Annotated in this window: 18 protein-coding genes; 11 read left to right on the top strand and 7 right to left on the bottom strand. The window is 61.1% G+C overall.

The window, feature by feature from the left end:
- Positions 1-166 precede the first annotated feature (166 nt).
- Together HFK74_RS32740 and HFK74_RS32735 are read right to left on the bottom strand one after the other, a co-directional pair.
- The gene (locus HFK74_RS32740) at positions 167-364 is read right to left on the bottom strand and encodes a YbdD/YjiX family protein (protein WP_180207201.1); all 198 of its coding nucleotides are present in this window, start codon (positions 362-364) and stop codon (positions 167-169) included.
- Positions 354-2423, bottom strand: coding sequence for a carbon starvation CstA family protein (locus HFK74_RS32735; RefSeq protein ID WP_008062959.1), 2070 nt, complete (start codon positions 2421-2423; stop codon positions 354-356). Before HFK74_RS32735 ends, HFK74_RS32740 begins: the two co-directional genes overlap by 11 nt.
- A gap of 352 nt (positions 2424-2775) precedes the next feature.
- Between HFK74_RS32735 and HFK74_RS32730 the strand changes: the two genes are divergently transcribed.
- From HFK74_RS32730 to HFK74_RS32720, 3 genes are all read left to right on the top strand, one after another.
- Positions 2776-4143, top strand: a complete 1368-nt coding sequence (locus HFK74_RS32730) for a cache domain-containing protein (protein ID WP_180207200.1) — start codon at positions 2776-2778, stop codon at positions 4141-4143.
- A gap of 28 nt (positions 4144-4171) precedes the next feature.
- On the top strand, positions 4172-4804 hold the full coding sequence (locus tag HFK74_RS32725; RefSeq protein WP_008062955.1) for a response regulator transcription factor: 633 nt from the start codon (positions 4172-4174) through the stop codon (positions 4802-4804).
- Positions 4805-4927: 123 nt separating this feature from the next.
- A complete protein-coding gene (locus HFK74_RS32720; RefSeq protein WP_180207199.1) occupies positions 4928-5329 on the top strand; it encodes a hypothetical protein in 402 nt (133 codons plus the stop codon).
- 65 nt (positions 5330-5394) lie between these two features.
- Here HFK74_RS32720 and HFK74_RS32715 read toward each other — a convergent pair whose 3' ends face one another.
- Positions 5395-5610: a molybdopterin-binding protein gene (locus HFK74_RS32715; protein WP_007904463.1), complete on the bottom strand. Its 216-nt coding sequence runs from the start codon at positions 5608-5610 to the stop codon at positions 5395-5397.
- Between the two features lie 262 nt (positions 5611-5872).
- Here HFK74_RS32715 and HFK74_RS32710 point away from each other — a divergent pair, with 262 nt between their 5' ends.
- Positions 5873-6034, top strand: coding sequence for a hypothetical protein (locus HFK74_RS32710; RefSeq protein ID WP_162831852.1), 162 nt, complete (start codon positions 5873-5875; stop codon positions 6032-6034).
- The gene (locus HFK74_RS32705) at positions 6031-6678 is read left to right on the top strand and encodes a helix-turn-helix domain-containing protein (protein WP_368738187.1); all 648 of its coding nucleotides are present in this window, start codon (positions 6031-6033) and stop codon (positions 6676-6678) included. The genes HFK74_RS32710 and HFK74_RS32705 overlap by 4 nt, the downstream gene beginning before the upstream one ends.
- Positions 6679-6761: 83 nt before the next feature.
- Here the strand turns inward: HFK74_RS32705 and HFK74_RS32700 are convergent, their stop codons facing one another.
- The 4 genes from HFK74_RS32700 to HFK74_RS32685 all read right to left on the bottom strand — a co-directional run bounded on the left by HFK74_RS32700 (position 6762) and on the right by HFK74_RS32685 (position 10975).
- On the bottom strand, positions 6762-7265 hold the full coding sequence (locus HFK74_RS32700) for a hypothetical protein (protein WP_180207198.1): 504 nt from the start codon (positions 7263-7265) through the stop codon (positions 6762-6764).
- Between the two features lie 472 nt (positions 7266-7737).
- Complete coding sequence (locus HFK74_RS32695) at positions 7738-9084, bottom strand: glutamine synthetase family protein (RefSeq protein WP_180207197.1); 1347 nt, start codon at positions 9082-9084, stop codon at positions 7738-7740.
- A 21-nt stretch (positions 9085-9105) separates the two neighbouring features.
- The gene (locus tag HFK74_RS32690; RefSeq protein ID WP_180207196.1) at positions 9106-9660 is read right to left on the bottom strand and encodes a helix-turn-helix domain-containing protein; all 555 of its coding nucleotides are present in this window, start codon (positions 9658-9660) and stop codon (positions 9106-9108) included.
- A 25-nt stretch (positions 9661-9685) separates the two neighbouring features.
- Positions 9686-10975 carry an FAD-binding oxidoreductase gene (locus HFK74_RS32685; RefSeq protein WP_180207195.1) on the bottom strand — a complete coding sequence of 430 codons (1290 nt, stop codon included), beginning with the start codon at positions 10973-10975 and terminating at the stop codon, positions 9686-9688.
- 404 nt (positions 10976-11379) lie between these two features.
- Between HFK74_RS32685 and purU the strand changes: the two genes are divergently transcribed.
- The 6 genes from purU to HFK74_RS32655 are packed head-to-tail and all read left to right on the top strand — an operon-like array spanning position 11380 to position 18131.
- On the top strand, positions 11380-12246 hold the full coding sequence (purU, locus tag HFK74_RS32680; RefSeq protein WP_008062940.1) for a formyltetrahydrofolate deformylase: 867 nt from the start codon (positions 11380-11382) through the stop codon (positions 12244-12246).
- Positions 12243-13139, top strand: coding sequence for a bifunctional methylenetetrahydrofolate dehydrogenase/methenyltetrahydrofolate cyclohydrolase FolD (gene folD / locus HFK74_RS32675; RefSeq protein WP_180207194.1), 897 nt, complete (start codon positions 12243-12245; stop codon positions 13137-13139). The genes purU and folD overlap by 4 nt, the downstream gene beginning before the upstream one ends.
- Positions 13121-14362: an FAD-dependent oxidoreductase gene (locus HFK74_RS32670; RefSeq protein WP_180207193.1), complete on the top strand. Its 1242-nt coding sequence runs from the start codon at positions 13121-13123 to the stop codon at positions 14360-14362. The genes folD and HFK74_RS32670 overlap by 19 nt, the downstream gene beginning before the upstream one ends.
- Positions 14363-14376: 14 nt before the next feature.
- The gene (locus HFK74_RS32665; protein ID WP_180207192.1) at positions 14377-14676 is read left to right on the top strand and encodes a sarcosine oxidase subunit delta; all 300 of its coding nucleotides are present in this window, start codon (positions 14377-14379) and stop codon (positions 14674-14676) included.
- Positions 14673-17570 (top strand): 2Fe-2S iron-sulfur cluster-binding protein, encoded by a 2898-nt coding sequence (locus HFK74_RS32660; RefSeq protein WP_180207191.1) that lies wholly within the window; start codon positions 14673-14675, stop codon positions 17568-17570. Before HFK74_RS32665 ends, HFK74_RS32660 begins: the two co-directional genes overlap by 4 nt.
- Before the next feature lie 3 nt (positions 17571-17573).
- The gene (locus HFK74_RS32655) at positions 17574-18131 is read left to right on the top strand and encodes a sarcosine oxidase subunit gamma (protein ID WP_180207190.1); all 558 of its coding nucleotides are present in this window, start codon (positions 17574-17576) and stop codon (positions 18129-18131) included.
- Positions 18132-18244: the final 113 nt, after the last annotated feature.

The following is an 18244-nucleotide window of genomic DNA, read 5'->3' as shown; positions in this document are numbered from 1 at the left end:
CGGGCGGCGTTCCGTTTTTCCAAGTGACTCGCCGTAAGGGCGAAACCATAAGTGGCCGTTACCGCAGGAATGGATATGTACGCAAAAAAAAGGTAAACCCAATCCAACACGCGAAATCCCAAACAAAAAACCCGGCTTTTTAGGCCGGGTTTCTTGATTCATTCATTCAACAACACTTCGGTCCGGACTTGCTACCGTAACGAGCCTCCTGGCGTTCCCGAAAGAACGCCTCGTAGTCCATCACCGGTTTGTCCGGGTGCTTGCTTTGCATGTGCTCGACGTAGTTGTCGTAGTCCGGCATGCCCACCATCAGGCGCGCGGCCTGACCGAGGTATTTGCCCAGGCGACTCAGGTCATTGAACATGATCAGGCATCGGCAGCGCTTGGAACGGCGCTTCCTTGTCCGTGCGTTCCTTGGTACCCCAGGCGGCGATACCGACCTTGAGCGCAAAGAACAGGATGCTGAATACCACGAACAGGAACAGCGCGGTCAACGTCGCATTGGTGTACGCGTTGAAGATCACGTGCTGCATCTGGTCAATGCTCTTGGCCGGCGCCAGCACCTGACCGTTGGCCAGGGCGTCGCTGTATTTTTTCGCCAGGGCCAGGAAACCAATGGCCGGGTTGGCGTCGAACAGCTTGATGAAACCGGCGGTGGTGGTGCAGATCAGCAACCATACCGCTGGCAGCAGAGTCACCCACACATACTGTTGACGCTTCATTTTGATCAGCACCACGGTGCCGAGCATCAGCGCAATACCGGCCAGCATCTGGTTGGAGATACCGAACAGCGGCCACAAGGTGTTGATGCCACCCAGTGGATCGATCACGCCCTGGTACAGCAGGTAACCCCACATGGCCACGCAACCGGCGGTGGCGATCAGGTTGGCAGTCCAGGATTCGGTGCGCTTGAGCGCTGGCACGAAGGAGCCGAGCAGGTCCTGCAGCATGAAACGCCCGGCACGGGTACCGGCGTCCACCGCGGTCAGGATGAACAACGCTTCGAACAGGATCGCGAAGTGGTACCAGAACGCCATGGTGTTTTCACCCGGCAGGACGTGGTGCAGGATCTGCGCGATACCCACCGCCAGGGTCGGCGCACCGCCGGCACGGGCCAGGATGGTGGTTTCACCGATGTCCTTGGCCACGGCTTGCAGCGCTTCCGGGGTAATTGCAAAGCCCCAGCTGCTGACGGTCTGAGCAACCGAAACCGCATCGGAACCCACGATGGCCGCAGGGCTGTTCATGGCGAAGTAAACGCCCGGATCGATCACCGAGGCCGCGACCATGGCCATGATCGCCACGAACGATTCCATCAGCATGCCGCCGTAACCGATGTAACGGGCATGACCTTCGCTGGCCAGCAATTTCGGCGTGGTGCCGGAAGCGATCAGCGAGTGGAAGCCCGATACCGCGCCACAGGCAATGGTGATGAACAGGAACGGGAACATACCGCCCTTCCACACCGGTCCCGTGCCGTCGACGAACTGGGTCAGTGCCGGCATTCTCAGCTCGGGCATGGTCACCAGGATGCCGATGGCCAAGGCGACGATGGTGCCGATTTTCAGGAAGGTGGAGAGGTAATCACGGGGCGCCAGGATCAGCCAAACCGGCAGGACGGCAGCCACGAAACCGTAGCCGATCAGCATCCAGGTGATCTGGATACCGGTAAAGGTAAACGCCTTGGCCCACACCGGGTCAGCGGCAATCTGCCCGCCCAGCCAGATCGAGCCCAGCAGCAGGAATACGCCGATGATCGAGATTTCACCGATGCGGCCCGGACGGATGTAGCGCATGTAGATGCCCATGAACATCGCGATCGGGATGGTCGCCATGACCGTGAACATGCCCCACGGGCTTTCGGCCAGGGCCTTGACCACGATCAGCGCCAGCACCGCAAGGATGATGATCATGATCAGGAAGCAGCCGAACAGCGCGATGGTGCCGGGGATGCGGCCCATTTCTTCGCGGACCATGTCGCCCAGGGAGCGGCCGTTGCGGCGGGTGGACATGAACAGGACCATGAAGTCCTGCACGGCACCGGCCAGCACCACGCCGGCAATCAGCCACAGCGTGCCGGGCAGGTAGCCCATCTGCGCCGCCAGTACCGGACCGACCAGCGGCCCCGCGCCGGCGATGGCCGCGAAGTGGTGACCGAAGAGTACGTGCTTGTTGGTCGGCACGAAGTCCAGGCCATCGTTGTTGAGTACGGCGGGAGTGGCGCGATTGGGGTCCAGCTGCATCACTTTGTTGGCGATGAACAGGCTGTAGTAGCGGTAGGCAACGAGGTAGATGGCGACGGCTGCAACGACGATCCACAGGGCGTTGATCGCTTCACCGCGGCGCAGGGCCACGACACTCAGCGCAATCGCTCCCAGGACAGCCACGGCAAACCAGGCGAGGTGTTTAGCCAGACGGGGCATAGAGGGTCTCCTGCCGACAGCTCGTGACTGCGGCGGTAATTTTTATAATTGTGTCCGCTGTGCGGAGCTGGCCCAATATCCGCGCATGGCGTCCACAAATAAATCCGCGTTACTACGTACGCAGCGCCTACGTAGTTCTACGTAGACGCCCCTGATTTCTCTGTGGGATGTGCCTTTGTGGCGAGGGGATTCAGCGAAACGTCGCACCGCCCCGCTCGGCTGCGTAGCAGTCGTAAAACCTGCAGATGCGATTCAACCATGAAATGCTGGGGCCGCTTCGCAGCCCAACGGGGATGAATCCCCTCGCCACATTGGCATATGATGCCGGCCCCCCGCGCGGGCAGGAGTAACCATGCAGCTCAAACACAAGATCGTCGCGCTCGGCATTTTGCCGCTGGTGTTGGCCATTGCCGTCATTTGCGCACTGGTGATTTCCCTCAATCGCCAACTGGGTGATCAACAGGCGCAGCTGATCGAAGACAGCATCCTGATGAGCAAGCGCGCGGAACTGAAAAACTACGTCGAAATGGCGAAAAGCCTGATCGAGCCGCTGTACGACAACGGCCAGGGCGACGCACGCGCTCAGCAACAGGTGCTGGAGGAACTGCGCAAGCTCAGCTTTGGCATCAACGGCTATTTCTTCGTCTACGACCATGAAGGCCGCAGCCTGATGCACGCGCGCCAGTCGGAACTGGTGGGCAAATACCTGTGGGACATGAAAGACCCGCACGGCCTGCCGGTGATCCAGGCGCTGCTCAAAAGCGCGCAGTCGGGCGAAGGTTTTCAACGCTACGCCTGGAACAAACCCTCTTCCGGACAGGTGACCGACAAACTGGCCTACGTGGTGATGCTCGATCGCTGGGGCTGGATGCTCGGCACCGGCATCTACCTTGAGGATGTCGAGCGCGCCACCCAGCAAGCCCGTGCCGAAGTGGCCATGGGCATCCGCAAGACCATGATGGCGATTGCCGTCGTGGCGCTGGTGGCGGTGCTGTTTGTCTTCGCCACCGGCATGACCCTCAATGTCAGCGAGCATCGCCTGGCGGACAAGAAACTGCAGCGCCTGACCCAACGTATCGTCAGCCTGCAGGAGGAAGAGCGCTCGCGGGTGTCCCGTGAGCTGCACGACGGCATCAGCCAGGTGCTGGTCTCGATCAAGTTCCAGTTCGAACTGGCCAGCCACTTGCTGGAAAGCGGACAACACCTCGACAAGGGCCTGGGCACGTTGAAAGATGCCACCGCACGCCTGGGGGATGCCATCGGCGAAGTGCGCAGCCTCTCCCATGACTTGCGTTCATCGTTGCTCGACACCCTCGGCCTGTCGGCGGCAATCGGTCAACTGGCGGCTGAGTTCGAACAGCGCAGCGGCCTTACCGTGACCTATGACGACAATGAGTTCGACTGCCAATTGGTCGACGGTGCAGCGGTCTCGTTGTTTCGCATCGTCCAGGAAGGGCTGACCAATATCGAACGCCACGCCCAGGCCAGGCATGTCTCTATTACCCTGCGCGGCTGTGAACAGTCGGTGCGGTTGACGGTGGTCGACGACGGTGTCGGTTTCAACGTCGCCCAGGTCGAACGTCGTCAACTCGGCATTGGCTTGCGTAATATTCGTGAACGCGTTGAACACTTTGGTGGCCGCTTCGAACTGATCTCGACACCCGGGCGCAGTGAGCTGGATGTTCTGCTGCCAATGAAATTGCCCACCAGCAAACGCTGATGCCCCAACAACAAGAGTGAAGCCTTCAATGAACCTGCCCTCCCCGATCCGCGTCGCCCTGGTCGACGATCACGCCCTGGTCCGCGACGGAATCAAGGCGCTGCTGTCGGTCATGGCCCCCCTGGAAGTGGTGGGCGAAGCCGAAAGTGGCGCCCAGGCAATCGAGATGGTCGGACGCTGCCAGCCGGACCTGCTGCTGGTCGACATCAGCCTGCCGGACATGAACGGCCTGGAACTGACCCGCGTGTTGCGCAGCCAGTACCCGGCGCTCAAGGTATTGGTGTTGAGCATGTACGATAACTATGAGTACGTGAGCGAGTCGCTGCGCTCGGGCGCCAGTGGCTATGTGCTGAAGAATGCCCCGTCACGGGAAATCATCGCCGCCATCGAAGCCATCTCCAGCGGCGGGACCTTCTACAGCGCCGAAATCGCCCAACGGCTGATCGCCGACAAAAACACCGACAACGAGCTGACCCCCCGTGAAAGCCAGGTGCTGTCGAAGATGGCGCAAGGGCTGAACAACAAGGAAATGGCGCGGGAACTGGACATCAGCGTGCGCACGGTGGAAACCCATCGCCTGAGCATTCGGCGCAAGCTCAACATCGATAAGCCGGCGGCACTGGTCAAGTACGCGATCGATCACGGGCTGATTTCGCGCTAGGCCTGCTTCCTTCCAACCATTGACTACGTCAATAGTCACCATTAACTCAATGAAGTTCTCTTAAAAACTCCAGGGCGTAACATCAGCTCCATACCAACCAACAACACCCCGGAGCACACGATCATGAAACGCCAAACCCTCCTCAGCATCGCTTTCTCGGTTTTTGCAGTTAACGCTTTTGCCGCTACCTCTGTTCAGCCTGTCGTGGCTGAAGGTGGCTCGGATCGTCTGATTGAAAGCCGGGTGGCTGAAGGTGGTTCGGATCGTTTGATCGAGAATCGTGTGGCTGAAGGCGGTTCGGATCGCCTGATCGAAAATCGTGTAGCTGCCGATGGTTCGGACCGCCTGCAAGGCAACACTGTCGCGGCTGATGGCTCTGACCGCCTGCAAGGCAACACTGTCGCGGCTGATGGCTCGGATCGCCTGCAAGGCAACACTGTCGCGGCTGATGGCTCCGACCGCCTGCAAGGCAACACCGTCGCGGCTGATGGCTCCGACCGTCTGCAAGGCAACACCGTCGCCTGACCCCATCGCTTCACCGCGTAAAAAACAAGCCCGGCCTGATCAGCCGGGCTTTTTTGCGCCTGCACTCACAGCTTGGCAATCGAGACTTCGGTAGATTTCACGAAGGCAATCACTTCACTCCCCACCTTCAATTCAAGGTCGCGCACCGAACGGGTGGTGATCACCGAGGTGACGATGCCCGACGCCGTTTGCACGTCGATTTCCGAGACCACTTCGCCTTCCAGTATTTCCTTGATGACGCCCTTGAACTGGTTACGGACGTTGATCGCTTTGATGGTCATGTTGAGGCTTCCTGTCTGGGTGTCTTGCCCTTGCGAATGAAGGGGCAGGCCTCCAAGGTGCACTGCCTTTGATTACATTAAAAGGAATATATAATTATCTATTTATACCTTTCAGGAATATAAACCTCATCTACCAAGGCACGGATGCGACACAACCAATAATAACCAAAACGAATTAATAAATAGTTAACAAGTATTTATGGTTATAACAATACGCAGGTATTCTCAACTCACCCCGTCATCGACCACAGTGAAGTGCCCCATGAATCCGACTGACAACCTCATCGACTTCGCCAGCTACCGCAAACGCAAACAGGCTCAGCAACGGGCACGGGCCATGTGGGAAATGTACGCACGCAACGCCGCTCTCCAGGCTTTTCCATGGGCGCAAGTCGCCAAGGCGACCGAGACTCGTCACGCGTGAACGTGCACCCTCCCTCACGCTATCTGGTCAGCGCCGATGAACCTGCGCTGGACTTCAATCAACTGGAGCATCAAGAGGAAGACGCCAACTGCGAACGGGTGGCACAGAATCTTCAACGCCTGCGCAGCAAGCGTCACCTGTCTCTCGATGCGCTGGCCCGCCAGTGTGGCGTGAGCCGGGCGATGCTGGCGCAGATCGAATCCGGGCGCAGCGTGCCGTCGATCAAGGTGCTGTGCAAAATCGCCAAAGGCTTGAAGGTTTCGGTGGCCGCGTTTCTTGAGCATCGGGCCTTCGAGGGGGTAGCGCTGTTGTCGGCGAACCAGAGCAAGCGCCTGGTCAGTGCCAACGGCGCGTTTGTTAGCCGTGCGCTGTTCCCGTTCGACGTGGCGCGCCAATCGGAGTTTTATGAGTTGCGCCTGAGCCCCTTGGGTGAGGACCAGAGCGAAGGCCATGGCCCCGGAGTCCAGGAAAACCTGGTGGTGTCCCAGGGTGTGCTGGAAATCAGCGTCAACGATGAACGCTACCTGCTCTCCACCGGCGACTCGATCCTGTTTTATGCCGACCAGCCCCACCGCTATCGCAACCCGGCCGACAGCGAAGCGGTGGCTTATCTGGTGGTGACCTACCCCGAACGCCTGGACTGAAAAGCTATTTAAATTGTAGGAGCCGGCTTGCCGGCGAAGGCGTCCTCAAGAACGCCTTCGCCGGCAAGCCGGCTCCTACAAGATCAGCAGGTGCAGCACATCAGCGGCATGCCGTTGCAGCTCATCATCATCGGCATGCTGCAGTCGTTCATCATCTTCATCATCAGGGCGCAGCAGTTTTTCATCATGTCCATATTCATGCCGGCCATCGGCATGATTTTGCACATCATGCAGTCGGCCATCATGGTGCATTCCATCACGCACTTCATCGATGGCATCGGCATGCCCATCATCGGCATGGGCATCATCATGGTTGACATCGGCATGCTCATGCTCGCCTGGGACATGCACATCATGCTCATGTTGCCGCAGTGCATCATCATCGGCATGCCGCAGTTCATCATCATCTGCATCATTTCAGCGCTGTTCTTGAACATGGCCATGTCCATGCCAGCAGCCGGCATCATCTTGCACATCATGCCGTCGTCCATCATCTCGCAGGTCATGGTCGCTATCATCATCGGCATGCCCATCATCGGCATCATCGGCATGTTGGTGTTCATTGGCATCTGCATGGCGTTCATCATGGTGTTGCTCCCTGAAGGACTGGATAGTTGGACGAAGCTGATGGGGCGGATTCTATGGATTCAGCCAGGCCCGACAAGCTGTCGGTCGAACAGTCAAAGTCGACGTTGGGGCAGCCTCAATGAAGCAGGCGGGACAGATTTTTCTGCCATGACGAACAAGCGTCCTCGATAGCGGACAAGGTCAACGCCACTGCGTGGATTCTTCGGTCATGGATATGCGGATTGCGTCTATCTAAATAGCCCAAGGAAATAATCGATCTAAATGACACCGAATTTCAGGCAAAAAAAATCCCGGGCAGCTGATGGACGCCCGGGACTTAAAAATGCATAAACCGTGGTGGTGAACGCGGGGCGGATATTACGCAATGTTTCGCCCTGTAACAAGATATTTTGATTAACCGTTCAGTTACTAAAATCTCTAACCTGTTATATATCCAGACATTTTTTACGGTTAACCTCGAAACCACCTTAACTACAGGAACCAGCGGTACTCCCGCGCACTGATGTCGTTGAGGAACGCCAAGTGGTCCTGGCGCTTGTTCTCGCAGTACACATCGACGAATTCCGCGCCCAGGCCTTCGCGCAGTTTTTGATGGCCTTGCATGGCTCGCACGGCCTCGAGCATTTCCAGCGGGAAGTCGATGCCACTGTTGCGGTCTTCGTTGAGCGGGGCGATGGGTTCATGACCCTGTTCAAGGCCCTGCTCCATCCCCACCAGGATCGCGGCGAGCACCAGATACGGGTTGGCATCGGCGCCGGCAAGGCGATGTTCGATGCGCAGGTTCCTGGCGTCCGACTCCGGCACCCGCAGGCACGCGTCTCGATCCTCGAAGCCCCAACTGGCGCGCGAGGCGACGTTCACCGTAGCGCTCAGGCGACGCATCGCGTTGTGGTTCGGCGCGAAGATCGGCATGCAATGCGGCAACACATCCAGGCAACCGGCCACCGCATGGCGCAACGCTCGTTGCCCGTTCGCCGCCAGCAGGTTGTTGCCCGCCTCGTCGTAAAGGCTGACGTGCACATGCATGCCGCTGCCGGGGTGCTGCAAGTAAGGCTTGGCCATGAAACTGGCGCGGTAGTCGTGCTTGAGTGCCACGCCTCGCGTGCTGCGGCAGAACAGGGCTGCCCAGTCAGCGGCGCGCAGGCCATCGTCCAGATGACCGAAATTGATCTCGAACTGACCGGGACCCAGTTCGGCGGTGATCACTGTGGCATCGATGCCTTGGGCACGCGCGGTCTCGACCATTTCGTCGAGCACCGGGGCGAATCGCGAGAGTCGTTCGATGTGCATGTTCGGCTGGTCGTCCGCATCGCCGGTCAGCGGGTCGCGGGCAAACTGCGGTAATCCATCGCGCAACCGGCTGTCGAACAGATAGAACTCCAGCTCGAACGCCACCACCGGGAAAATGCCCTTGCGGCCAAGCCGCGCCAACACCTGCGCGAGGACTTCACGGGGTTCGAAGACGATCGGTTTTTCCGTGCCATCGGAGGTGATCAACATCTGCCCCAACGCCTGCTTCTCCCAGCTCACCAACTTGAGCGTGCCCGGTACCAGCCGACGCAGCGCGTCCGGATCGCCATCGTTGAAGCAGTAGTCGCCGATCTTGAACAGCCCGCCCTGGGTGCCGAGCAACACGCAGTTTTGCGGCAACTTGAGGGCGCTGCCAGCGGCGACTTTCTCGAGCATTTCGATCGGGTAGCGCTTGCCGTAGAAATGCCCCGGTATGTCCAGGGAAATCAGGTCGACATGGCGCACATCGGGGTAGCGCTGACGAAACCCACGCACTTCGGCCAACAGATCAGAGCACACAGCATCCATCGTTTTGTTCCTTTGTTTTTATCAGGTGTAGACCCAAAGTACGCGGGTCAGTTGGTCCGAGAGGTTGCCGTAGCGGCAGTGGGCATGGCTGGCCAGTTGAAAGCTGTCGCCAGTGCGCAGGGTCACCGGTTCGTCCTGATCCAGCCACAGGGTCAGTTCCCCTTCCAGCACATAGCCGCCCTGCTCCGAGCTGTCCTTCATGTGCCGATCGCCGCTGCTGGCGCCGGGCTCCAGCTGGCTTTCGAGCATGGAAAAGGACGCGCGCATTTTTGGCGAAACCAGAATGTCGGTGATGCCATCGGCGTAATACAACGTGCGGCGCTCATCCGGCCGGGTCACCCAGGGCAGGGCCATGGGTTTGGGCAGGCTGTAGAAATAGGTGGTTGGCACGCCGAGGGTCTCGCTGATGGCGGTCAAGTCCGCCACCGTGGGGCGGGACAAGCCACGCTCGACCTGGGAAAGAAACCCCACGGAGCGGCCGATCTTGTCGGCCAGATCCTTCAAGGTGTACTTCTTGTGCTTGCGCAGGTCCTGGATCAGGATCGCCAGCGCCGAAATCTCTTCTTGCATGTCCATCTAAAGGCTTCCAGAAATGGCCGATTCAAATGCTGTCGCGCAGCCGGTACCAGGCTTTGCCGATGGCTTCCAGCGGCGCTGCCATGTATTTGCCGCCGGGAAAGCTGCCGTTGCTCAACCCCTGATACAACGCCAGCTCATCCGGCTGGCCGAGAATGGCATCGGACACCGCCCGTGCCCCGGCCAGGGTCGGGAGCACGCCGTGCCCGGAATAGCCCTGCAACCAGTACAGGTCGCGACGCCGACCGATGTCGGGCGTGCGCTTGAGCGTCAGGTCGATATGACCGCCCCAGGCGAACTCCAATTCTATGCCTTTCAATTGCGGGAACACCCTTTCCAGGCACGGACGGGTGGCGCCGGCGATGTCTTTGGGCATGCCCCCCAGATAGGTGCAGCCGCCGCCGAACAGCAGCCGGTTGTCCGGCGTGCGGCGGAAATAATCGAGCACGAACTGGTTGTCCGTGACGCAGACGTTGCCGGGTAGCAGCGCGGTCGCCTGGGCCTCGGACATCGGCGCCGTGGCTACCTGATAAGTGCCAACGGGCAATACGCAACTCGATAGCTGCGGGTCGAGCCGGTCGAGATAGGCGTTGCAGGCCAGTACCAGGACCTCGGCGCGGATGCGCCCGCGTTCAGTCGTCACCACGTAGCCATTGTCGTACTCGCGATAATTCAACGCCTTGCTTTGTTCATGAATCACGCCACCGGCCTGCTCAATCGCGGCGGCCAGTCCCAGCGCCAGTTTCAGCGGGTTCAAATGGCCGCCTTCGGGGTCGTACAAACCGGCCTGATAACGCTCGCTGGCGACCCACTCGGGCAACTCGGCGCGCTCGATGAAACGCAAACCGTCATGCCCCCATTTGTGGCTGGCCTCGTGCTGCCATTCGGTCAACAGGCCGACCCGCCGTGGCATCACCGACGTCCAGAGGTGGCCGGGCCGGTAGTCGCAATCGAAACCATGGCGCACGGGTAATTCGCGCAACTCCCTGGCCGCCCAGCGCATGCCATCCCACAACCGCCGCGCGCGCTCATGACCCAGCGCGGCTTCCAGCGGCGGCATGTCACAGGACCAACCGAGAATGGCCTGGCCGCCATTACGTCCCGACGCGGCCCAGGCGACCCGGCTGGCCTCCAGCAAGGTCACGCGCTTGCCGGCCAGGGCCAGGCGCAGCGCCGTGTGCAAACCACTGAAGCCGGCACCGATGATCAGCACCTCGGTGTCCTGCTCGCCCTCCAACGCCGCCCGATTGACCAGGCGATCGGCGCACGTGTGGGCGTAATAGCTGGCGACATGCTGGGTGGATTGCTGAAACATACCGGCTCCATGAAATTTTATAGTTTTAATTTCATGAAAAAATACATGTTTAATTTCATGTGTGCAAGAGGCGTGGCGAAGCCACCCTCGTAGGAGCCCGGCTTGCCGGCGAAGGCGCCCGAGAGACCTACGCAATACTCAAGGACGCCTTCGCCGGCAAGCCGGGCTCCTACAAAGTCCGCGTCGACAGGTATTCGTACAGCACATCAATCACCCAATAAAATTCCCACCAGTTAAAAAACTTTCACAAAACCTCTGGACGCACGGCCGTCATTCCCCTTATAAAGCCACCAACAGGAATATTTTATTCCTAACAAGAAAATGCGCTCAAGGAATGAGCCTTGCCGTCCGCTGACATTTTTTCGCTATGCGATGAGCTGCCGCCATCATCCCGAGGACGTGTCATGCAACACGAAAAGAACCATTTCATCATCAAGATCACCTGTCCCGCGGTGTCCGGCATTGTCGCTGCCGTCACCACCTACCTGGCGGACAACGGTTGCTACATCGGGGAGATGGCGCAATTCGACGACGATTTCAGCGGCCGCTTTTTCATGCGCGCGGTGTTCCGTTTCAATGACGGCCACGCCGGGGATATCCAGCAGATCAAGGACGGTTTCAGCGACGTTGCCCAGGCCTTCGACATGCACTGGGAACTGCATGACACCCGCGAACCGATGCGCGTGCTGCTGATGGTGAGCAAGTTCGACCACTGCCTCACCGACCTGCTCTACCGCTACCACAAGGGCGAAATGGACATGACCATCACCGCCATCGTCTCCAACCACCTCGACCTGCGGCCCATGGCCGAGCGCGAGGGCATTCGCTTCATCTACTTGCCGGTCACCAAGGACACCAAGGCCCGCCAGGAAGCCGAGCTGATGAAGGTGGTCGACGACACCGGCACCGAACTGGTGGTGCTGGCGCGCTACATGCAGATCCTCTCCGACGACCTGTGCAAGCAACTTTCCGGCCGGGCGATCAACATTCACCATTCGTTCCTGCCCGGTTTCAAGGGCGCCAAGCCGTATCACCAGGCGTACCAGCGCGGCGTGAAGCTGATCGGCGCCACCGCCCACTACGTCACCAGCGACCTCGATGAGGGTCCGATCATCGAGCAGGAGGTGCAGCGGGTCGATCACGTCTACTTGCCGGACGACCTTGTGGCCACCGGCCGTGACACAGAAACCGTGGCCCTGTCCAAGGCGGTCAAGTACCACCTGGAGCACCGGGTTTTCCTCAACCAGGACAGAACGGTGATCTTCCGGTGAACGCCCCCCGACTGATTGACGGCAAAGCCGCCGCCGCCCGGGTGTTGCTCGAGGTCCGCAAGGACGTCGACCGCCTGCGCGCGCAAGACATCCAGCCGGCCCTGGCGGTGATCCTGGTCGGCAGCGACCCGGCCAGCCAGGTCTACGTGCGCAACAAGATCTTGCGCGCAGACGAGGTCGGCATCCGCTCCCTGGAACATCGGTTGAGCGCAGACACCAGCACCGAACAGCTGCTCGACCTGATCGCCACACTGAATGCCGATCCCTCGATCCACGGCATTCTCCTGCAACTGCCGTTACCCGCTCATGTCGATGAACTGCGGGCGCTGCAAGCCATCGATCCGGGCAAGGACGTCGACGGCTTCCACAGTGAAAACGTCGGCGGCCTCAGCCAGGGCCGCCCGGTGCTCGCGCCCTGCACACCCAGCGGCTGCCTGTACCTGCTGGAGCAAACCTGCGGCGATCTGCGCGGCAAGCACGCAGTGGTGATCGGCCGCTCGAACATCGTCGGCAAACCCATGGTGGCGCTGCTGCTCAAGGCCGACTGCTCGGTGACGGTGTTGCATTCGCGCAGCCCCGATCCCCAGGCCCTCTGCCGCCAGGCAGACATCGTGATTGCCGCCGTGGGGCGTCCGCGCCTGATCGACGCCAGTTGGCTCAAGCCCGGTGCGGTGGTGATCGACGTCGGCATCAATCGCATCGACGACGCCGGTCGCAGCCGCCTGGTCGGCGATGTCGACTTCGACAGCGCCCTGCCCCAGGTCGCGGCGATCACCCCGGTACCCGGTGGTGTCGGGCCGATGACCATTGCCTTCCTGATGAAAAACACCGTGACCGCGGCCCTTATGCAACAGCACAGCCCATCGGAGGCCGTATGCCATTCAATCTCTTGAAGTACGGGCTGAGTTCCGAGTACCCGGTGGAAGTGGATCTGCCACCACCGCGTGAACTGAAATCCAGCTATGACGTGGTGATCATCGGTGCCGGTGGCCATGGCCTGGCCACCGCCTATTACCTCGCCAAATACCACGGCATCACCAACATCGCGGTGCTGGAGAAGTCCTATCTGGGCGGTGGCAATACCGCACGCAACACGGCGGTGATCCGCTCCAACTACCTCACCAGCGAAGGCGTGCGTTTTTATGCCGAATCGGTGCGGATGTTCCAGGGCCTGTCCAACGAATTCGACTTCAACATCATGTACTCCGAGCGCGGCCAGCTGACCCTGGCCCACACCGATGCCACCGTGCGTTCGTTCCGCCAGCGGGCCGAGGTCAACAAGCACTTCGGCGGCCGCACCGAAATGATCGACCGCCAGCAGATCCGTGAACTGGTGCCCAGCCTCAACCTCGACCCCGGCCACCTGCCGGTGATCGCCGGCCTCTGGCACATCGACGGCGCCACCGCGCGCCACGACGCGGTGGCCTGGGGCTACGCCAAGCAGGCGGCCAAGCGCGGCGTGGAAATCCACCAGCTCACCGAGGTGCAGGACCTGATCATCGAGAACGGCGCCATCACCGCCGTGAAGACCAACCGCGGCACCATCAAGTGCGGCTGCGCGGTGCAGGCGATTGCCGGGCACAGTTCGCTGCTGATGGCCAAGGCCGGGATTCGTTCGCCAATCCAGACCTTCCCGCTGCAAGCCATGGTCACCCAGCCCTTCAAACCCTTCCTTGATCCGCTGGTGAGCTCGTCGGCGCTGCATTGCTACGTGCAACAGACCAGCCGCGGAGAAGTGGTGTTCGGCGGCGGCTCCGATCCGTACCCGCTGTTCAACACCCGATCGACCCTGGACCTGAAGGAAAGCCTGTTGGCCCACGCCATCGAGATGTTCCCGTTCCTGGCCAATGCCAAGCTGATGCGCCAGTGGGCCGGGATCACCGACATGACCCCGGACTACAGCCCGATCATGGGCCTGTCGCCGGTCAAAAATTACTACCTGGACGCCGGCTGGGGCACCTGGGGCTTCAAGGCGACGCCAATCTGCGGCAAGACCATGGCCGAACTGGTGGCCAGTGGCGGCAAGGTGCCGGAGCTGATCAAGCCCTTTGGCCTGGAGCGCTTCTCGACCTTCCGGCAAGTCAACGAAATGGGCGCTACGGCGGCCAGTCACTGAGGCAGAGGGGACCCATGAAAATCATCATTTGCCCGCTCAACGGGCCACGCAACATCAGCGAATTCACCTACGGCGGCGAGTTCAAGCCGATGCCCGACACGCTGCGCTGCAGCGATGCCGAGTGGGCCGACTACGTGTTCAACACGGACAACCTCGCCGGTGTGGTGCGCGAATGGTGGATGCACACGCCATCGAGCTACTGGTTTCTCGCCGAACGTCACACCGTGACCGACGAGATCCTGCGCACCTTCGACCCCAAAGAACTTTTCACTGCCCGCGTCGACTTCAACGCCGCACAGGAGATCGCCGGATGAACCGCCTACCCGCCCCGATGGGCCTGCTGATCGACCGTGACCAGCCGCTCGACTTCAGTTTCGAAGGCCTTCCCTACCAGGGCCTGCAAGGCGACAGCATCGCCAGCGCCCTGCTCGCCAACGGACGTTTCCTGATTTCCCGCTCGTTCAAATACCATCGCCCCCGTGGCCCGTTGACCATGGCCGGGCAGGACGCCAACAGCCTGGTGCAATTGCCCCAGGAACCCAACGTACTGGCTGATGCACACGCGTTGGCCGCCGGTTTGCAGGTGACGGCGCAGAACGTCAACGGCTCGCTGGACAACGACCGCGACGCTTATCTGGGCAAGTTTTCCAAATTCATGCCGGTGGGCTTCTACTACCGCTCGTTCTACAAGCCCAAGGGCATGTGGAAAGTCTGGGAACCGATCATTCGCAAGAAGGCCGGCCTGGGCGTACTCGACCTGACGTTCAAGCCCGAGTATTACGACAAGGCCTACCTGTTCACCGACCTGGCCGTGATCGGCGCCGGTCCCGCCGGGCTGCACGCGGCACTGACCGCGGCCAATGCCGGGGCCAAGGTGCTGCTCATCGAACAACAGCCGGTCCTGGGTGGTTCGCTGACCTATGCCCGCTTCGATATTCCGGGCAAACGCGCCGACGCCTTGCGCGGCGAACTGCTCGCGGCAGTACAGCAACATGCCAATATTCGCATCCTCACCGAGGCGACCTGCAACGCCTGGTTCACCGACAATTACCTGCCGGTGATCCAGGGCAAACGCATGTACAAGGTGCGTGCCCGACAGTGCCTGGTGTGCAGCGGTGCATTCGACCAGCCGGTGGTGTTTCGCAACAACGACCTGCCCGGCGTGATGCTGACCAGCGCCGCACAGCGCCTGATGAAGCTGTACGCGGTCAAGCCGGGCAAGCGCGCGGTGGTGCTGACGGGCAACGATGACGGTTACCTCGCCGCCCTGGACTTGTTTGATCAGGGCGTCGAAGTCGCTGCCGTGGTGGACCTGCGCCACGGCCCGGGCGATGAGGCCCTGCTGGGCGCGCTGGCACAACGCAAGATCCCCTGCCAGCGCAACAGCACCGTGTACGAGGCCCTGCACGAAAAAGGTATGCGCCATGTCAACGGCGTCGACGTGCGCAAGATCACTGCCCAGGGCCAGGTCGCCGAGAGCGGGCAACGCCTGGACTGCGACCTGTTGTGCATGTCCGCCGGCTACATGCCGGTCTATCAACTGCTGTGCCAGGCCGGTGGCAAGCTGGCCTACGATGATCAGCGCGCCGAATTCACCCTCAGCGGACTGCCCCGGAACCTCGCGGTCGCAGGCTCGGTCAATGGCCGTCACCGCCTCGACAACGTGATCGCCGACGGCGTCAATGCCGGTGCCGATGCCGCCTCTGCGCTGGGGCTGGCGGTCGGTGTGCACCGGGCGCCGCTGGGCAGCGAGGTGCGGGTCAACTTCAACTGGCCGATCTTCCCCCACCCCAAGGGCAAGGATTTCGTCGATTTCGACGAGGACCTGCAAGTGGCAGACATCGTCAATGCCACGCGCATCGGCTATCGCGACGTGCAACTGGTCAAGCGCTATTCCACGGTGGGCATGGGCCCCTCGCAAGGGCGTCACTCGGCACTGCCAACCGCGCGCCTGGTGGCCTGGGCGACCCAGCGCAACATCAGCGAAACCGGCGTGACCACCGCGCGCCCGCCCTTTGTCGCGGAAAAACTGGCCCACGTCGCAGGTCGGGCGTTCGATCCGTATCGACAAACACCCATGCATGCCCGGCACCTGCAAGCCGGCGCGAAGATGATGCCAGCGGGCATCTGGCAGCGTCCGGCCTACTACGGCGATGCCAGCAACCGCGACGCGTGCATGCAAGCCGAAGCCCTGCATGTGCGCAACAAGGTCGGGATCATCGACGTCTCGACCTTGGGCGGCCTGGATGTGCGCGGCCCGGACGCCGCCGAACTGCTCAACCGGATGTACACCTTCGCCTTCCTCAAGCAGCCGATCGGTCGCTCCCGTTATGCGCTGATGACCAATGAACACGGGGTGGTGATCGACGACGGCGTGTGCGCGCGTTTCGCCGACAACCACTTCTACGTCACCGCCACCACCAGCGGCGTGGATCGCATCTACCAGCAGATGCTCAAGTGGAACGCGCAATGGCGCCTGGACGTGGACGTCGCCAACGTCACGGCGGCGATCTGCGCGGTCAATGTCGCCGGGCCCGATTCGCGCAAAGTGCTGGAGCAGGTCTGTAGCGACCTCGACCTGAGCGCTGAAGCGTTCCCCTACCTGGGCGTGCGCCAAGGCACCGTGGCCGGGATCAAGGCCCGGCTGTTGCGAGTCGGTTTTGTCGGCGAACTGGGTTATGAAATCCACGTACCGGCGCGCCATGGCCTCAAGCTCTGGGACGCGCTGATGGAGGCCGGCAAGGCCCATGACATCCGCCCGTTCGGTGTGGAGACCCAGCGTTTGCTGCGCCTGGAAAAAGGCCATGTGATCATCAGCCAGGACACCGATGGCATGACCCATCCCATGGAAATCGACATGGGCTGGGCCGTCAGTCGCAACAAACCGTTCTTCGTCGGACGGCGCTCGGTGGACATCCTCGAAGCCCAGCCGCAAACGCGCAAACTGGTGGGTTTCACCTTGCCCAAGGACAGCGCGCAACCGCTGGAAGGTCATCTGGTGCTCAATGGCCCGGACATCAGCGGCAACGTCACGTCCTGCGAGTACTCGGCGACCTTGGGCAAGATCATCGGCCTGGCCTACGCCGGCATCGACCAGAGCGCGCCCGGGCAACGGATTGCGATCCGCGTTGAAGGTGGCCGCGTGGTGCATGCCGATGTCGTGCCGCTACCCTTTTTCGACCCCTCCAACCTGCGCCAGGAGCTTTGAGCCATGACCAGCCTGAGACAACAACACAGCGCCGGGCAACCGGCCTTCGCCCTCCTGCCCACCTGTGCGCTGACCGACCTGACCGATCTGCCCCGGGTCGGGTTTCGCGGCGCCGACAGTGCGCGCTATTTGCAGAGTCGGGACTTCGTGCTGCCGGACGCGCCCAACCGCGCCGTCGCCCAGGTTGACGGCAGTTACGCCGTGCGCCTGTCCCAGACCGAATACCTGCTGCTGGGCAGTGCGCAGGACCAGGGCCAACGCATTGCCGAAGAGGAGGCTCGCTGGGCGTTGGACCCGCAGGCCAACTACCTGTTGCCACGCCAGGACAGCCATGCCTGGTTCGAGCTCAGTGGCCAGCACGTTCCCGAGGTGATGGCCAAACTCTGCGGCGTCGACTTGAACCCCCAGGTATTTGGCCCCGGTGCCGTGGCGCAAACCTCGGCGGCGCGCATCAACGTGATCGTGATCAACGCCACAACCGCGCAGCAGCCGAGGTTGTTCATCCTCTGCGACCGGGCATCGATGGCTTACTTTCATGAGGCGCTGATGGATGCCTTGTAGGAGCCAGCGATGCGGCGACCCGACTTGCCGGCGAAGAACGGTAACGCGGTGCAGCAGGTACACCGCGGCGTCTGCTTCGCCTGTAGGAGCGAGGCTTGCCCGCGAAGAACGAT

The organism is Pseudomonas sp. SbOxS1, assembly GCF_013416725.1.
Taxonomy (GTDB): Bacteria; Pseudomonadota; Gammaproteobacteria; order Pseudomonadales; family Pseudomonadaceae; genus Aquipseudomonas.
Note: the sequence above shows the minus strand (reverse complement) of the source record. Positions and strands in the feature narration are given on the sequence as shown.

Excerpts from the sequence above, each read along its gene's own strand:
- HFK74_RS32730 (WP_180207200.1), top strand. The coding sequence starts at position 2,776 with ATGCAGCTCAAACACAAGATCGTCGCGCTCGGCATTTTGCCGCTGGTG.
- HFK74_RS32735 (WP_008062959.1), bottom strand. The coding sequence starts at position 2,423 with ATGCCCCGTCTGGCTAAACACCTCGCCTGGTTTGCCGTGGCTGTCCTG.
- HFK74_RS32710 (WP_162831852.1), top strand. The coding sequence starts at position 5,873 with ATGAATCCGACTGACAACCTCATCGACTTCGCCAGCTACCGCAAACGC.
- HFK74_RS32685 (WP_180207195.1), bottom strand. The coding sequence starts at position 10,975 with ATGTTTCAGCAATCCACCCAGCATGTCGCCAGCTATTACGCCCACACG.
- HFK74_RS32665 (WP_180207192.1), top strand. The coding sequence starts at position 14,377 with ATGAAAATCATCATTTGCCCGCTCAACGGGCCACGCAACATCAGCGAA.
- HFK74_RS32670 (WP_180207193.1), top strand. The coding sequence starts at position 13,121 with ATGCCATTCAATCTCTTGAAGTACGGGCTGAGTTCCGAGTACCCGGTG.
- HFK74_RS32660 (WP_180207191.1), top strand. The coding sequence starts at position 14,673 with ATGAACCGCCTACCCGCCCCGATGGGCCTGCTGATCGACCGTGACCAG.
- HFK74_RS32740 (WP_180207201.1), bottom strand. The coding sequence starts at position 364 with ATGTTCAATGACCTGAGTCGCCTGGGCAAATACCTCGGTCAGGCCGCG.
- HFK74_RS32655 (WP_180207190.1), top strand. The coding sequence starts at position 17,574 with ATGACCAGCCTGAGACAACAACACAGCGCCGGGCAACCGGCCTTCGCC.
- HFK74_RS32715 (WP_007904463.1), bottom strand. The coding sequence starts at position 5,610 with ATGACCATCAAAGCGATCAACGTCCGTAACCAGTTCAAGGGCGTCATC.
- HFK74_RS32720 (WP_180207199.1), top strand. The coding sequence starts at position 4,928 with ATGAAACGCCAAACCCTCCTCAGCATCGCTTTCTCGGTTTTTGCAGTT.
- HFK74_RS32690 (WP_180207196.1), bottom strand. The coding sequence starts at position 9,660 with ATGGACATGCAAGAAGAGATTTCGGCGCTGGCGATCCTGATCCAGGAC.
- HFK74_RS32725 (WP_008062955.1), top strand. The coding sequence starts at position 4,172 with ATGAACCTGCCCTCCCCGATCCGCGTCGCCCTGGTCGACGATCACGCC.
- HFK74_RS32695 (WP_180207197.1), bottom strand. The coding sequence starts at position 9,084 with ATGGATGCTGTGTGCTCTGATCTGTTGGCCGAAGTGCGTGGGTTTCGT.
- purU (WP_008062940.1), top strand. The coding sequence starts at position 11,380 with ATGCAACACGAAAAGAACCATTTCATCATCAAGATCACCTGTCCCGCG.
- HFK74_RS32700 (WP_180207198.1), bottom strand. The coding sequence starts at position 7,265 with ATGATGAACGCCATGCAGATGCCAATGAACACCAACATGCCGATGATG.